The following is a 15,333-nucleotide window of genomic DNA, read 5'->3' on the forward strand; positions in this document are numbered from 1 at the left end:
TCCAGGCGGTCCCGGTGGTATTGGCTGGCGGATGTCCGCCACCACCACAACCATAGTCGAGAACAGAACCTGCGGCACCTGCACGCTGTGCTGTCGGCTGCCGGATATCGATCATTTCGACAAGCCGGCAAATGCGTGGTGCAGCCACTGCGTCGAAGGTCGGGGCTGCTCGATCTATGACGACCGGCCATCGCTCTGTCGTGATTTCCTCTGTCTCTGGCGCACCGATGATTCGCTGCCGCCCGAATGGGACCCAGCAATCTCGAAAATGATGATTTACGAACAGGGACCGCAGATCACCGTTCTGGCGGATCCCGATCACCCCGATCTATGGCGGAGCGAACCCTATCGCAGCCAGCTCGAATCATGGGCGGCAAAGGCCGAATCGTCCGGCGGTTACGTGATCGTGTTCTGCGGGGAAGAGGTGTTCAAGATCTGACACACAAGAGTGCTAGATTTTTTGAACCGATAGAGTGTCTCTGGGAAGATTTGGTGGAGCTAAGCGGGATCGAACCGCTGACCTCTTGCATGCCATGCAAGCGCTCTCCCAGCTGAGCTATAGCCCCATCAGGGTGGTCCGGAATTTCCGGTCCTGGGAACTCCGTGCCGCTTTCGCTTCGGGAGTGGCGGCTAAGTACTTCCTGTTTTCGGGAAGTGCAAGCCGAAAAATGCGGCCCGGTGAAAAAATCTTTTCCGGGCCGCATTTTAGAGAAGATCAGCCTTCTTCGTCGTCGCCGCCGACGCCGATGATATCGGACATATCGTCGTCATCGTCTTCTTCGGTTTCGAGGAAGGTGTCGTCGTCATCGCCGTCGAGTTCGACATCGTCGTCGCCGAGATCATCGGGGATATCGTCGCCGGTGTTGCCGTCGTCGTTGTCGTCACTCGAAACGAGTTCGACTTCGTTGTTCTCGGTATCGACTTCCTGGACGTCCTCTTCCTCGGCCTGTTCCATGATGGCGGCAGCCGAGTTCTCTTCGAAGAACGACAGCGGCCAGGACTTGCCGCTATACGGCGAGACGACCGGGTCGCGATTGAGGTCGTAGAATTTCTTGCCCGTATCCGGGTCTACACGTTTGGTACCAAGTTCCGCTTTTGCCACTGTCGAAAGCCTCGTGAGAATGGGCCGAATGGTATCGGCAATGCCGCATGGTTGCGGTCGTCATATTTCAGCTGAAAATGCTAGCCGGTCCCCTTAGTCGTTGTCCTCTGGCATGTCAAAGGCAAACTTGACCCAGCAAAATCACGCCATTCTGCACCATTGCACAGATGACCGCCATCACGCTGCGTGATAAGTCGGCAGAAAATGTGGCATTGCCCGGTTTCGGCTGCCCGGTTTTCGCAGGAGGCAGTCTCTTGAAACACATCACGATCGCCATCGATGGGCCGGCGGCTGCCGGCAAGGGCACGCTGTCGCGGCGTCTTGCCGAGACTTATGGCTTTCATCATCTCGATACGGGGCTTACCTATCGCGCCACCGCCAAGGCGCTGATCGATGCCGGCCTGCCCTTCGACAGCGAGGCAATTGCCGAGAAGATGGCGCTCGAGGTGAATCTGGCCGGTCTCGACCGTTCCGTCCTGGCAAGACACGAAATCGGTGAAGCCGCCTCGAAGATCGCTGTCATGCCCGCCGTGCGCCGTGCGCTGGTGGAAGCGCAGCGCGCCTTTTCCAGGAAAGCGCCAGGTACGGTGCTCGATGGCCGCGATATCGGCACCGTGGTCTGCCCGGATGCTATCGTGAAACTTTACGTCACCGCCTCGCCGGAAGTACGGGCGCGGCGTCGTTATGACGAGATCATCGCCTCCGGCAAAGCGGCCGATTTCGACGCCATCGTCGACGACGTGAAGACGCGCGACGACCGCGACATGAACCGCGCCGACAGCCCGTTGAAGCCGGCCGAGGATGCGCACTTGCTAGATACGTCGGAAATGAGTATAGAGGCCGCGTTTCTGGCTGCAAAACGCATTGTCGATGCTGCCCTGAACAAGAATTGATGGCCAGCCGGTTCGCCCGGCAGCCTGCATGCCCCGAAAGTTCCAGTCCCCGCGCCGGATTGCTTCCCTTTGAGGAAGCGGACTTGAATTTCGGGTATTTTTAACTCGAACCCCCGGCGCTGGTGTCCACACGGACACTCCCAGGAGATTTCATGTCAGTATCTACCCCGTCGCGCGAAGATTTCGCAGCCCTGCTGGAAGAATCCTTTGCCAAGACCGATCTCGCCGAAGGCTATGTTGCCAAGGGTATCGTCACGGCGATTGAAAAAGACGTTGCCGTCATCGACGTCGGCCTCAAGGTCGAAGGCCGCATCGCGCTGAAGGAATTCGGTGCAAAGGGCAAGGACGGCTCGCTGAAGGTCGGCGACGAAGTTGAAGTTTACGTTGAGCGCATCGAAAACGCTCTCGGCGAAGCTGTTCTGTCGCGCGAAAAGGCTCGCCGCGAAGAAAGCTGGGTCAAGCTCGAAGTCAAGTTCGAAGCTGGCGAGCGCGTCGAAGGCGTTATCTTCAACCAGGTCAAGGGTGGTTTCACCGTCGATCTCGACGGCGCCGTTGCCTTCCTGCCGCGTTCGCAGGTCGACATCCGTCCGATCCGCGACGTCACCCCGCTCATGCACAACCCGCAGCCCTTCGAAATCCTCAAGATGGACAAGCGTCGCGGCAACATCGTTGTTTCGCGTCGTACCGTTCTCGAAGAGAGCCGCGCCGAGCAGCGTTCTGAAATCGTTCAGAACCTCGAAGAAGGCCAGGTTGTTGACGGCGTCGTCAAGAACATCACCGATTACGGTGCGTTCGTTGACCTCGGCGGCATCGACGGCCTGCTGCACGTCACCGACATGGCATGGCGCCGTGTGAACCATCCGTCGGAAATCCTGTCCATTGGCCAGCAGGTCAAGGTTCAGATCATCCGCATCAACCAGGAAACCCACCGCATCTCGCTCGGCATGAAGCAGCTCGAGTCGGATCCGTGGGATGGCATCTCGGCCAAGTACCCGGTCGGCAAGAAGATTTCCGGTACCGTCACGAACATCACCGATTACGGTGCATTCGTCGAACTGGAGCCGGGCATCGAAGGCCTGATCCACATTTCCGAAATGTCCTGGACGAAGAAGAACGTTCATCCCGGCAAGATCCTTTCGACCACGCAGGACGTCGACGTCGTCGTTCTCGAAGTCGATCCGTCCAAGCGCCGTATCTCGCTCGGTCTCAAGCAGACCCTCGAGAACCCGTGGCAGGCATTTGCCTTCAGCCATCCGGCCGGCACTGAAGTCGAAGGCGAAGTCAAGAACAAGACCGAATTCGGCCTGTTCATCGGCCTCGAAGGCGACGTTGACGGCATGGTTCACCTGTCGGATCTCGACTGGAACCGTCCGGGCGAGCAGGTCATCGAAGAGTTCAACAAGGGCGACATCGTCAAGGCTGTTGTTCTGGATGTTGACGTCGAGAAGGAACGCATCTCGCTCGGCATCAAGCAGCTCGGCAAGGACTCGGTCGGCGACGCTGCCGCTTCCGGCGAACTGCGCAAGAACGCTGTCGTTTCGTGCGAAATCATCGCCGTTAACGACGGCGGCATCGAAGTGAAGCTCGTTGAACACGAAGACATCACCTCGTTCATCCGCCGCGCTGACCTCGCTCGCGATCGCGACGACCAGCGTCCGGAGCGCTTCTCGGTTGGCCAGGTTCTTGACGCTCGCGTCACCAACTTCTCCAAGAAGGACCGCAAGGTCATGCTGTCGATCAAGGCTCTCGAGATCGCAGAAGAGAAGGAAGCCGTTGCTCAGTTCGGTTCGTCGGACTCGGGCGCTTCGCTCGGCGACATCCTGGGCGCAGCCCTGAAGAACCGCGGCAGCGAGTAATCGTCAGCTTCGATCTTTTGAAATGAAGAGGCCGCCGGAGATGATCCGGCGGCCTTTTTCGTGTGCGTATCTGATTGAGATTTATTCCAGAGCCGCCATCCGGCGATAGAAGTCTTCGGCACCCGTACCCGGATGATCTGTCAGATGCTGACGCGGCGCCTGCCGGGTTCCGGCCGTGGTCGCTGCAGTCTCTGTTGCGGCTGCATGCAAAGGCTCGTCTTCCGGCGTCATTGGCTCCGGTTGCGGCTCTCCGCCACCCTGCCGTTCTTCGCCGCCAGATGGTTGCTGTTGGCCCTGATGGTCGCGCCGCGGCGGCTGGTCATCATCGCCGACCGGCGGCTTGCGCCTGATCTCGTGGTTTTCACTCTCTTCGAATTCCTGTGCACCGGCATGCGGCACAAGCGGATGCGCCGGCACGTCGCGCGGCAGGAGCGACATGCCGAGCAGCGCCTTTTCGAAAGCGGTATCGGGTTGTGCCGAAAGACTGGCCGATGTCGATGCCGTATTGGTCGCCGGCGGAAGCGCATTGACGAGAGGTGCGGGCACATCGTCATCTTGTGTTTGATCGGAAATGGCCGCCGTCTTCAGGACCTCTGCGTCTGCGGCGGTCGTCCTCGGGTCTGTTTCCGCATCAGGCCGCACAGCCAGGATATTGGCCTGCGCCTGCGCAATCTGCCTCGCGCCCTTTGCGTCCGGCTCTCCTGAGGCAAGGCCGGCAACCCATTCGGTCTGGAAACGATCGATAATGGCTTTGGCGGTTTTGGGAATTGTCAGATCGGCTTCGTCATGCGCCTGACGGGCAAGGGCGGCGGCATCGTAAATCGCTGCCGGTTTTACCGGCGTTGCACTTCTGTCCGGCAAGTGGCCTGTCTTGGAAGCCTCGTCCGAAGGCGCGTCGGGTGTTTGTGGATGGGACCCATGTGTTTCGAGCCCGGTAGTCTGCTCTTTGCGCACGTCCGTTGTGCGCTGGGATGCAGGAGAGCCATCGACATGTGCGGCTTTGATGTCGTTCGCGGCCGTCTGGCCGTCAGCCATATCGCTGTCGCTGATGTTTGTCGCTGGATGTGCAGGCTCGGCGGCTTCGGATGCTGACGTTTCCCCGGGATGCCGCAGTCCCTGACGGCTGCCGTCCTCGTCTATGGCATTGGCCGTTGTCGCATCGCTCTTCGGTGCTAGGCCCTGTGTCTCGATATCGGAGGCGTTTTCTGTCGTTGCGATTGGGTTGATGCCTTCGCCGTCAACACTGTCCGCAGGGAAGGAAGCCTGTCCCTCGGTCGCATTTCCATTGGCTGGCCCATCGTCCATCCGATTGGCGGGCAGGAGAGGCAGATCGCTGCCATTGTTCTGCCGATAGGAGCTCACCACATGGCGCGCCGCCAGATCGCGTTCCTGATATTGTGAGATTTCGATTTGCACTGCCAGCCGTGCTGCAGCGGGCCCGGACGGGTCTTTCAGCAGCTCTGCAAGCAGACGCAGTGTCGCCCCCTGCATGATCGTATTCAACTGTGCCTGCAGGCGTGCGCGCTCTTGCGCCCCGAGAGCGGTGATGGCGGCAGCCAGCCTTTTGCTGTAGTCGGCAAGCGCCTCGCCCTCGCGACGCGGCAGTTTCAGAAGGCTGCCAAGCGTTTCGGCAAAAACGGAAAGGCTCTGCGCCAGCCGCATCTGGCCGGAAAGGCCAAGCAGTTCCATGCTGGATGTATTGCCGGCAACGATCGGTCGCACAGTCCCCGCTACGGCGTTGTCCTGCACGGGGACGTCCGGCGCAATCTGTTGGGTCGAAGCCTGTCGCTGGTTCGCCTGCATGGCGTGGGCGACGGATGTGGCGGGAACAGGTGGCAGCATGGCCGGCTCCACGTCAGGGAGGCAGATCCTCGAGTTGAAGGGACAGGCCGGCTGGACGGTCAAAATATCTTTGCAACCCATTTGGGTTGCAACCGTCGCGCCTCATGGCGACTTTCATGCCGGATGGTTAGGCTAAATATGCCGCAAACATCCCTAATGATTCCCTAACGGCAACGCTGTTTTCATTCAGTGGTTGCAATTTGCTCGTCGATTTGGCCGCATGCCTGCCATCAGCTATGGGCAAAGATGTCGGTCTCGTCCCATCCCAGAAGATCGAGCTTCGAGCGCGTCGGCAGGAATGCAAAGCAGGCTTCTGCAAGCTCCATGCGTTTGTCGCGGATCAACCGGTTCACTTGCTTGTCGCGCAACGCATGCAGATGCAGCACGTCCGATGCCGCATATTCCAGCTGTGCCTGTGACAGAACCTCGGCGGCCCAGTCCGTCTGCTGCTGCGCCTTGGAAATGTCGACCTCCAGCAGTTCGCGCAGATTGTCCTTCAATCCGTGCCGGTCGGTATAGGTGCGTGTCAGCCGTGACGCGATCTTGGTGCAAAATACCGGAGCCGTCGTCACCCCAAACGTATGAAACAGCACGGCAATGTCGAATCGGCCGTAATGGAAAATCTTTTCATGCGTCGGGTCGGCCAGCAGTGCCACCAGATTGGGGGCCTGCTTCTGACCGGCGGCAATGCGGATCACATCGGCCGTGCCGTCTCCGGGCGAAAGCTGCACGACGCAGAGGCGGTCGCGGCGTGGCACCAGTCCCAGCGTTTCCGTATCGATGGCGACGGCGCCGGTGTAGCGGGCAGCGTCCACTGCGGAGATATCGCCTTCGTGATACCGGATCTGGGCCATGGAAAATCCTTTGTCGACTGTTTGTCCCGCTATACCGCAATCGCGCGTGGCATCGCCATCTCTAAATATTCTGCCTCATTCGAAGCCAAGGCCTGGAGCAGGTTTGCACAAAACGCATTGCTGCGTTGCAACAAATTAGTTTCCCTTTCTACTAACGCATGGCTATAAACCAATCATCGAAGCGGCACACTCCTCCTCCCAGTGCCGCCCGATACGGATCGACAACATCCTCCTCCTCCCAGTTGTCGGTCAAGTTTAAAGCCTGCCGCACCTCCTCCCGCGGCAGGCTTTTTCATTTTCGGCCCTTGCTCGGGAAGGGCGCCTTTCCAGATATTTTCCTCTTCGGCGGCCGTTGCGACAATGCGTCACGTAAGTGTCATCTGGCGCCGATATACCCACCTCGCCTTCACTTTTAAACTCCTCAGCGAGGTTCCACCATGCGCAAAATTCTTGCCGCCCTGGTCGCTACGACCATTCTTGCCGGCGCTGCTCAGGCTGCCGAAGTTTTCCCGCTCGATCGTGCCACGATCCTTTCGGGCTCGCCGTTCGACTTCAAGGTCGAGTTTGATGCCGTCGTAAAGCCGGAAGACGTAAAAATCACCGTCAACGGCCAGGATTACAAGGCCGCTCTCGGCAAGGAAGTCGAGTTCGTCGCCGAAGAAAAGAACAAGGACAAGGTCCTTGGTTCGGCCGTCATCCTGCGTGGCATCACCATCGCCAATGCCGGTGATTACAAGGTCGAAGTTTCCGCAGGTTCGGAAACCAAGAGCGTTACCTGGAATGTTTACGGTACGCCGTCCCAGGCCAAGGCCAAGAACGTCATCTTCCTGATCGCCGACGGTCTGTCTGTTGCGCACCGCACCGCTGCCCGCATCATGTCCAAGGGCATGACCGAAGGTAAGGCCAATGGCCGCCTCAACATGGATGACGTGCCGCCGGTCGCCTTCATCGGCACCTCGGCCACGGACGCTGTCGCCACCGACTCTGCCAACACCATGTCGGCCTACATGACCGGTCACAAGACCGCCGTGAACGCCATCGGCGTTTATGCCGACCGCACACCTGCCTCGATGGACGACCCCAAGGTCGAAACCCTCGCCGAAGCCCTGCGCCGCCAGACCAAGAAGTCGATCGGCATCATCTCTACCGCCGAACTGCAGGACGCGACCCCGGCCGCAGTCGTCGCCCACACCCGTAAGCGTGGTGACAAGGCCGAAATCAACGGCATGCTGTTCGACGTCAAGCCAGACGTTCTGCTCGGCGGTGGCTCCGCCTACTTCCTGCCGCAGGCGACTGCCGGCTCGAAGCGCAAGGACGACAAGGACTACATCGCCCTGTTCAAGGAAGCCGGTTACACGCTGGCAACCAGCAAGGGTGAACTGGCAACGGCGGCCAGCAGCAATACCGGCAAGATCCTGGGCCTGTTCCACACCGGCAACATGGACACCACGCTCGACCGCGAGTTCCTCAAGAAGGGTACCGTCGGCAAGTTCCCGGAACAGCCGGGCCTGGTCGAAATGACCAAGGTCGCTCTCGATTCGCTGTCGAAGAACCCGGAAGGTTTCTTCCTGATGGTTGAAGCCGCAAACGTCGACAAGATGTCCCATCCGCTGGATTGGGATCGCGCTGTCGTCGATACGATCGAGTTCGACAAGGCCATCGGTGTTGCCCGCGAATTTGCCGCCAAGAACCCCGACACGCTGATCGTCGTTACCGGCGACCACACCCACGGTGTTTCCATCATCGGCACCGTCGATGACGAAAAGCCGGGCACCGAAATGCGCGAAAAGGTCGGTACCTACGCCGAAGCCGGCTTCCCGAACTACGAAGACAAGGACGGCGACGGTTATCCGGACAAGGTCGACGTGTCGCGTCGCCTGTTCCTGAACGCCAATAACGGCCCTGACCATTACGAAACCTTCCGTCCGAAGCTCGATGGCCCGTTTGCGCCGTCGGTCCAGAACGAAAAGAAGGAATACATCGCCAACGAACAGTACAAGGACGTTCCCGGCGCTGTCTTCGTATCCGGCATCATCCCGAAGAGCGCTGACAGCGGTGTCCACGCTGTTGACGATATCGTTCTGCAGGCCGAAGGCCCGGGCGCCGAAGGCTTCCGTGGCTACATGGAGCAGAGCGACGTCTACAAGGGTCTCGCCGAAGCTTTCGCGCTTGGCGCAAAGCAGACCAACTAAGACCTGAAAAGACCGTGGGGGCACGTCGTCATGGCGTGCCCCTGCCGTTCCCGCTCTTGCATCGCCACTCCGTTAGGATCACGATGCGTGAGACATTTCCAAAAAGGAGATTGGTCATGAGCAAGCTTGATCAGGCGCGGTTCAATCGCCGCCAGACGCTGCAGACCATGACGCTGGGCCTGATGGCCGGCCTGCCGCTGTTTTCCGCCGCCACGCGTGCTCGCGCCGAAAGCCCGATTTCGTTCGATGAGCTTTATGGCAAGATCAGCGTCCTCGGGCTCGAATTTTCCGAAAAGGTCAAACAGCTGAACGGCAAGGAGATCGCCATGCGCGGTTTCATGGCGCCGCCGCTGAAGGCCGAAGCGCAGTTTTTCGTGCTCACCGAAATCCCGATGTCGATCTGCCCGTTCTGCTCCACCGACAGCGACTGGCCGGACAATATCGTCGTCGTTTATCTCGGCGAAAAACAGACCTTTACCCAGCCCAGCCAGACGATCGAAGTGCGCGGCAAGCTGGAAACGGGATCGTGGACCGATCCGGAAACCGGCTTTGTCAGTCTCCTGCGTATCCGCCAGGCTGAATACGGCACGGTTTGAAAACATGTTGCCGCTGAAAATCGAAAATCTCGCCGTATCGTTTCCCGGTCTGGCGGCACCGGTTCTTAGTCTCGATAGTCTCGAAATCGCCGCCGGCAGCCGTGTGGCGCTGACGGGCGGTTCCGGTTCGGGCAAAAGCACGCTCATCAACATCATCGCCGGCCTTGAGCGCATTCGCGCCGGTCGCGTGTTCTGGGGCGAGCAGAACCTCGCAGATCTGTCCGAGGGCCGACGCGATCAATGGCGCGCCGCCAATATCGGTCTCGTCATGCAGGACTTTCATCTGTTTCCCGGCCTCTCGGCACTGGAAAACATTCTTCTGCCGGCGCGCCTGTCGCGCGTCGCCAATGCAGAACTGGTGAAACGCGCCCGCACATTGTTCGAAACCGTCGGCCTCACCCGTCCCGACCAGCATGTCGAGACCATGTCGCGTGGCGAAATGCAGCGCGTGGCGATCGCCCGCGCATTGCTGCGCAAGCCCGGCGTCATCATTGCCGACGAACCGACCGCCAGCCTCGATCTCGAAAGCGGCGAGGCGGTTGGTGATCTCCTGCTGTCAGTGGCTGCCGATGCCGGCTCGACGCTGATCATCGCCAGCCATGATCAACGTCTTGTCGAACGCCTTGATCGCCGCCTGTCGCTCAAGAGCGGGCGCATCGTCGCTGATGCTCGGCTTGGGGAGATCGCGGCATGATCCGGTTCATCCTCGCCGATCTGCGTCGTCTCTGGCTGGGCGGCGCCGTTGTCATTCTTCTCGTGGCGCTTGCCACGGCTCTCGGCGTTGCAGTTACACTGCAGGAACGTTCGCTTCGTCTCGGCAGTGCGCGTGCAGCGGATAAATTCGACCTCGTCGTCGGTGCCGCCGGCAGCGAAACGCAGCTGATCCTCTCCTCCATCTTTTTGCAGCCCGCACCGCTGCCGCTGGTCGATGGCGCCGTCCTGACGAAACTGGCCGCCGATCCGCGTGTTGCCTGGGCTGCCCCGGTCGGTTTCGGCGACAGCTATGCCGGCTATCCGATCATCGGTACCACGACCAGCCTGATCAATGGCACGACGACCGGTTTTGCCGACGGAAAAATGTTTGCACTGGAAGGTGAGGCCGTCCTTGGCGCCGCGGTGGATCTGTCCGTCGGGGCCGAAATCAAGCCCATGCATGGCAGCGCCGAAACCGGCGGCCACACACATGCCGGCGCAGCCTACAAGGTTGTCGGCAAGCTGCAGCCCACCGGTACGCCCTGGGATCGCGCCATTCTGGTGCCGATCCAGGCGGTCTGGCATGTCCATGGTCTTGGCGCGGAGCATGGCCATCATGAGGAAGACGGTCACGATCATGCTGCCGAAGGCGAGGGGCATCATGATGAAGCGGATGCGCATGCCGGGGGAGAGGCGGGCCAGCCGGAACCGGTGGCGCACGCTTCCGAAGCTCAGCAGCCGGTAGCGAAATATGCTTTTGCCATCGGTTCGGCATCCTCGAAACATGTCGAGGAAGAACACCACGGCAGCATCGATCCGGATGCGCCCATCGTCGAGACCTTTGGTGAAGGCATGCCCGGCCTGCCGGCGATCCTCGTCAAGCCAAAAACCATTGCCGATGCCTATCGCCTGCGTCAGGAATATCGCACAGGTGCCACGCTCGGTGTCTTTCCGGGTGAAGTCCTGACCGGACTTTATGCGACGCTGGGCGATGCCAAGATGGTGTTGAGCGCCGTTGCCGCCGGCTCGCAGGGGCTGGTCGCTGCCGCGCTGGTTCTGGTCACGGTGATTCACGTGGGTCAGCGCCGCCGCCAGATCGGTGCGCTGCGAGCATTTGGGGCACCGCGCAGCTCGGTGTTCCTGATCGTCTGGCTGGAACTGTTTCTGCTCGTCGCGCTGGGCATCGGCATCGGTTTTCTGGTTGGTCTTGGGGCCGCTCACTTTGGTGCACAGATGTTTACCGCCAAAAGCGGCGTCATCCTGCCGGTCGGCTTTACCCGCGAAGATCTGCGGCTTGCGATGATCCTGCTCGGCTTTGCCGCCGTGCTGGCTGCGGTACCGGCGCTTCTTGCCTATCGCCAGTCTCCGGCTCAGGCCCTCAGGGCCTGAGCAAGAACCTGCTCGCCATCAACGAAGTGCTTCGATTGCCGCCATGACGTCGTCTTCAAGCGTCAGGCCGCTCTCCAGCGCAGTTCGACGCAATCCGCGTCCACGACGACCGGGAAGGCGTACACCCTCCTCACGGGCCATCTCAGAGGCGAGACCGGCCATGCGCTCCAATGTGCCTGCGCCGGTTGCCGCATTCGGATCGATGGCGATGATCATGTGGCCCAGAGAGGGGGCAGGACCGTGTTCGTCGAGCAGGGAGCTTGCCTGATGGGAAAAGGTTGCGCCGGTCAACCCGGCCGCCAGCACTTCCACCATCAATGCAAGCGCTGCACCCTTTGCCCCGCCGGCCGGCGCCATCGTGCCTTTCAGCGCGGCAGCCGCATCGGTGGTCGGGTTGCCATCCACGTCAAAAGCCCAGTCATCGGGAATGCTGACCTTTTTCTGGTTGGCTTCCATCACCTTGCCGCGCGCCACCTTAGAAAGTGCAAGATCGATGACCAGCGGATCGTTGCCGGCAACCGGCACGGCGAAAGCGATCGGGTTGGTGCCGTAAAGCGGTGTCTTGCCGCCCCAGGCGGCCATGGCGGCCGGTGCGTTGGCAAACATCATCGCCACCAGCCCCTGCTCGGCAAAACGCTCTACCGTCAGCGCCATGACGCCGGCATGGTGGGAACGGTTGATGGCGGCAAGTGCTATCCCCTGTTCGCGCACGATTGCCGGCAGCATGTCGACCGCCAGATCGAGTGCCGGATAGGCAAAGCCAAGATTGGCGTCGATGGCGAGAATGCCGGGTTTGGGTCGCGAAGACAGCGGCAAGGCGCGGCCATCCACCTTGCCGGTGCGCACCTGTTTGACATAGGTCGGCACGCGGCGCAGGCCATGGCCGGATTGCCCGGCCGCTTCCGATTGCACAAGCGCACGTGCCACCGAAAGGGATGCCACGGCATCGACGCCATTGTCTTGAAAAATGGAGGAAATGAGGAGTTCGGCGTCTGCCAGCGAAATGTTCATAAACTGCACCTGTTGCGATGCAGCATAATTAGCAAGTGCCAGTCTGAAGCGCTACCGCCATGCCCGATTTCTCAAGGCATGGCGGCGATGGTTTTTAGCGGATGGTGAAGCGGATCGGAACGGTGATCGTCTTGTTGACACCAGCAGGTGGTGCCGGTACGGGCGATGCCCGTTTCATAAGCGCCAGAACTTCCTGGTCGAGCGCATCGGAACCGGAGGAACGCGATAGCGAGACCGACAGAACGTTGCCGCTGTTATCGATCTGGAAGCGGACGGACACCGTGCCTTCCTCGCGTCGCGAACGCGCTGCAGCCGGATATTTCTTCCTGCGTTCCAGATGCGCAGCCAAGCGTCCCTGCCAGCGTTGCGGCGACATTGAGGATGAAGCGGAACTGCTCGTCGATGTCTGCTGTGCAGCCGTGCGATCGGACTGGGTGGCGTCGACCTTGGCTTCCTGGCTGGCTTTGGTCGCCTGAACCTGTTTTTTCGGGCGCGGCTTTTCCGCAACCTTCTTTTTCACCGGCTCTTCCGGTTTCTTTTCGACAGGTTCGGGCGGACGCATGACCGGCAACGGCACCTCGACATTGTCGAGTGCTGCCATCTGTTCTTCCACGATCGGATCGACCTGTGGCTCCGGCGGCTCTTCCGGCACGCTTTCGGTCACTTCCTGAACCGGTTCCGGCACGGGCTCCGGCGGCGGCTCTTCGATGACCGGTTCCGGTGGTGGCGGTTCGGGCGGCGTCACCTCCTGCGGTGGAGGCTCAGGCTGAGGCTCGACGGGCTCCGGCGTGTCGCTCTTGATCTCTTCGGAATCCTGCGTCTGTTCGGCGATCTGCGTTTCTTCCGGCATTGCCGCTTCCGGCTCCGGTGCAAGCTCGATCATGATCGCCGGCGGAGGCGTATTGTCGCCGGCCGCCATTTCGGGTTCCCGCATCAGGTAGAAGCCGGCGCCAATGTGAAGAGCGAGCACGACAAGTCCTGCCGAACCCCAAAGGGCAGCCTCTCCAAAACGCCCGGCGGGCGTTGGATTGAAGGTGACCGAGTTCACGGGTTTGCACCTCCTGCAGGTGCCGGAGCGGCTGGTGCAGCAACGGGTGCTGTTGCAGGTACCGCGCCATCCTGGGCGGGAATTGGCGCGGGAAGGCTTTCCAGCCCCACAAGCGCGATCTTCAGGTATCCGGCATCACGCAGAAGGTTCATCACCTCCATGAAGTGGCCGTAATCGACCATCTTGTCGGCGCGCAGGAAAATGCGCGTATCGCGCTTGTTGCCCGTCAGCCGGTCGAGTGTGTTGGCGAGCTCTTCGCGTGCAACGGCATCGTTGCCGATGTTCAGCGACAGGTCTTCCTTGACGGTCAGATACATCGGCTCTTGCGGACGCTCTGCCGGTTTGGCGGTTGATGCCGGCAGGTCGACATTGACATCGACCGTCGCCAGAGGTGCCGCCACCATGAAGATGATCAGCAGGACCAGCATCACGTCGATGAACGGCGTGACGTTGATCTCGTGGTTCTCGGCCATTTCCTCGCCGTGATGTTCTCGAATACCGCCAGCCATGGTTCTTACTCCCCGGCGACAAGCGAAACCGGCTTGACGCGGCCGCCCGGCGGGATTTTGCGGAAGTCGAGGTCACGGCTGACCAGTCGCTCGACGCCGGCGGCTGCATCGGCCAGAAGCTGGCGGTAGCCGGTGACCGAGCGGGCAAACAGGTTGTAGATCACCACGGCCGGGATGGCGGCGACGAGGCCGATGGCGGTTGCCAGCAGAGCTTCTGCAATGCCGGGTGCGACGACGGCCAGATTGGTCGTGTTGGATTCCGAAATGCCGATGAACGAGTTCATGATGCCCCAGACGGTGCCGAACAGGCCGACAAACGGGCCGACGGAACCGATCGTTGCCAGAATGCCGGTGCCGCGTGCCATGCGGCGGCCGGCAAAGGCTTCGATACGCGACAGCACGGAGGACACGCGTTCTTTCACGCCGTCACCTTCGGCGTGTTCGATGGCGGCTTCGGAAATCTCCATCTCTTCGGCAGCTGCGCGTAGCATGGCGGCTGCCGGGCCACCACGGCCCTCGGTCGCCTTGACGGCCTCAGTCAGCGTGCGCGCCTTGCGGATCGCCTTGATCGTCTTGTTGGCGCGGGCACGGGCGCCCGTCAGTTCCAGCGTCTTGGCAAACCAGACGGTCCAGGTCAGCAGCGACGCGATGGCGAGGCCGATCATGACGCCTTTGACGACCCAGTCGGCCTGCATGAACATGCCCCAGGGGGAAAGATCGTGAGGCAGGTCGGCGCGCGGTGCTTCCTCGTCGGTCGCAGGTGCGATGTCGGTTGCCTGCTCTGTGCCTGGCTGAGCAGGTGCGGCCGTGCCGGATGGCTCCGTGCTCTGCGCCCGCGCGGATTGCTCGGAGGCGGTCGGCGTCACGGGTGCTGCTGGGGCCGGTGAAGCGGCTGGAGCGGCATTGTTTTGCGCTGGTGCTGGCGCCGACTGTGCCGGTGTCGGCTGGCTGGCCGGTGCCGGGGTTGGCTGGGCCTGCTCAGGAGCAGCAGCCTGCGGCAGACGGCCTGTTGGCGCATTCGGTGCTGCCTGCGGCGGGGTGCTCGGCTGAACTGTTTCGGAAGGTGCGGGTGCGGTATTCTGAGTCGGAGCAACTGGAGTCGTCTGCGAAGGCGCGCTGTTCTGCGTCGTCGCTGCAGGCGTTTCCGCCGGCGGTGTCTGCGCATGGACGGATGCCGTCATCAGCGTCGCGGCAATGAGCGCCGTGCAGGATAGAAAGCCACGGCCACGGGTGGTCGAAATGCGATTTTTGGCTATGGACATTCAGAAATTCTCCGGACTCGAAACAGGCTTGCACGATGCATCCGATCGTGTGCCATGCCCGGGAGAATGCTTTTTGCATTCAATCC

The 15,333-nt window shown here is 60.9% G+C and carries 14 protein-coding genes and 1 tRNA gene; 7 read left to right on the forward strand and 8 right to left on the reverse strand.

Annotated features, from left to right (window positions below):
* The first annotated feature begins 31 nt into the window (after positions 1–31).
* On the forward strand, positions 32–439 hold the full coding sequence (locus tag AAIH70_RS16925; protein WP_132276027.1) for a YkgJ family cysteine cluster protein: 408 nt from the start codon (positions 32–34) through the stop codon (positions 437–439).
* A gap of 51 nt (positions 440–490) precedes the next feature.
* On the opposite strand, the gene AAIH70_RS16930 is transcribed toward AAIH70_RS16925, so the two are convergent.
* Together AAIH70_RS16930 and AAIH70_RS16935 are read right to left on the reverse strand one after the other, a co-directional pair.
* Positions 491–566, reverse strand: a tRNA-Ala gene (locus tag AAIH70_RS16930).
* Between the two features lie 149 nt (positions 567–715).
* Positions 716–1,102 (reverse strand): TIGR02300 family protein, encoded by a 387-nt coding sequence (locus tag AAIH70_RS16935; RefSeq protein ID WP_132276029.1) that lies wholly within the window; start codon positions 1,100–1,102, stop codon positions 716–718.
* Positions 1,103–1,356: 254 nt separating this feature from the next.
* Between AAIH70_RS16935 and cmk the strand changes: the two genes are divergently transcribed.
* Together cmk and rpsA are read left to right on the forward strand one after the other, a co-directional pair.
* Positions 1,357–1,995 (forward strand): (d)CMP kinase, encoded by a 639-nt coding sequence (gene cmk, locus AAIH70_RS16940; protein ID WP_245519217.1) that lies wholly within the window; start codon positions 1,357–1,359, stop codon positions 1,993–1,995.
* A gap of 152 nt (positions 1,996–2,147) precedes the next feature.
* Positions 2,148–3,851, forward strand: a complete 1,704-nt coding sequence (rpsA, locus tag AAIH70_RS16945; RefSeq protein WP_132276033.1) for a 30S ribosomal protein S1 — start codon at positions 2,148–2,150, stop codon at positions 3,849–3,851.
* A gap of 81 nt (positions 3,852–3,932) precedes the next feature.
* On the opposite strand, the gene AAIH70_RS16950 is transcribed toward rpsA, so the two are convergent.
* Together AAIH70_RS16950 and AAIH70_RS16955 are read right to left on the reverse strand one after the other, a co-directional pair.
* On the reverse strand, positions 3,933–5,693 hold the full coding sequence (locus AAIH70_RS16950; RefSeq protein ID WP_132276035.1) for a hypothetical protein: 1,761 nt from the start codon (positions 5,691–5,693) through the stop codon (positions 3,933–3,935).
* Positions 5,694–5,923: 230 nt separating this feature from the next.
* Positions 5,924–6,547 carry a ribonuclease D gene (locus tag AAIH70_RS16955; protein WP_132276037.1) on the reverse strand — a complete coding sequence of 208 codons (624 nt, stop codon included), beginning with the start codon at positions 6,545–6,547 and terminating at the stop codon, positions 5,924–5,926.
* Between the two features lie 437 nt (positions 6,548–6,984).
* Here AAIH70_RS16955 and AAIH70_RS16960 point away from each other — a divergent pair, with 437 nt between their 5' ends.
* The 4 genes from AAIH70_RS16960 to AAIH70_RS16975 all read left to right on the forward strand — a co-directional run bounded on the left by AAIH70_RS16960 (position 6,985) and on the right by AAIH70_RS16975 (position 11,417).
* Entirely contained in the window at positions 6,985–8,739 is a 1,755-nt protein-coding gene (locus AAIH70_RS16960; protein ID WP_132276039.1) for an alkaline phosphatase, read from the forward strand.
* Between the two features lie 116 nt (positions 8,740–8,855).
* Positions 8,856–9,335 (forward strand): hypothetical protein, encoded by a 480-nt coding sequence (locus AAIH70_RS16965; protein WP_430034963.1) that lies wholly within the window; start codon positions 8,856–8,858, stop codon positions 9,333–9,335.
* A gap of 4 nt (positions 9,336–9,339) precedes the next feature.
* A complete protein-coding gene (locus AAIH70_RS16970) occupies positions 9,340–10,029 on the forward strand; it encodes an ABC transporter ATP-binding protein (protein ID WP_132276041.1) in 690 nt (229 codons plus the stop codon).
* Positions 10,026–11,417, forward strand: coding sequence for an FtsX-like permease family protein (locus AAIH70_RS16975; protein ID WP_132276043.1), 1,392 nt, complete (start codon positions 10,026–10,028; stop codon positions 11,415–11,417). The genes AAIH70_RS16970 and AAIH70_RS16975 overlap by 4 nt, the downstream gene beginning before the upstream one ends.
* An 18-nt stretch (positions 11,418–11,435) precedes the next feature.
* Here the strand turns inward: AAIH70_RS16975 and AAIH70_RS16980 are convergent, their stop codons facing one another.
* From AAIH70_RS16980 to exbB, 4 genes are all read right to left on the reverse strand, one after another.
* The gene (locus AAIH70_RS16980; RefSeq protein ID WP_132276045.1) at positions 11,436–12,428 is read right to left on the reverse strand and encodes an Ldh family oxidoreductase; all 993 of its coding nucleotides are present in this window, start codon (positions 12,426–12,428) and stop codon (positions 11,436–11,438) included.
* A 94-nt stretch (positions 12,429–12,522) separates the two neighbouring features.
* Positions 12,523–13,476 carry an energy transducer TonB family protein gene (locus tag AAIH70_RS16985; protein ID WP_245519218.1) on the reverse strand — a complete coding sequence of 318 codons (954 nt, stop codon included), beginning with the start codon at positions 13,474–13,476 and terminating at the stop codon, positions 12,523–12,525.
* Complete coding sequence (exbD, locus tag AAIH70_RS16990) at positions 13,473–13,985, reverse strand: TonB system transport protein ExbD (protein ID WP_132276047.1); 513 nt, start codon at positions 13,983–13,985, stop codon at positions 13,473–13,475. Before exbD ends, AAIH70_RS16985 begins: the two co-directional genes overlap by 4 nt.
* Positions 13,986–13,990: 5 nt before the next feature.
* Positions 13,991–15,247, reverse strand: a complete 1,257-nt coding sequence (gene exbB, locus AAIH70_RS16995) for a tonB-system energizer ExbB (protein WP_245519219.1) — start codon at positions 15,245–15,247, stop codon at positions 13,991–13,993.
* Positions 15,248–15,333 lie beyond the last annotated feature (86 nt).

Source organism: Neorhizobium sp. BT27B (assembly GCF_050455485.1).
Classification (GTDB): domain Bacteria; phylum Pseudomonadota; class Alphaproteobacteria; order Rhizobiales; family Rhizobiaceae; genus Neorhizobium.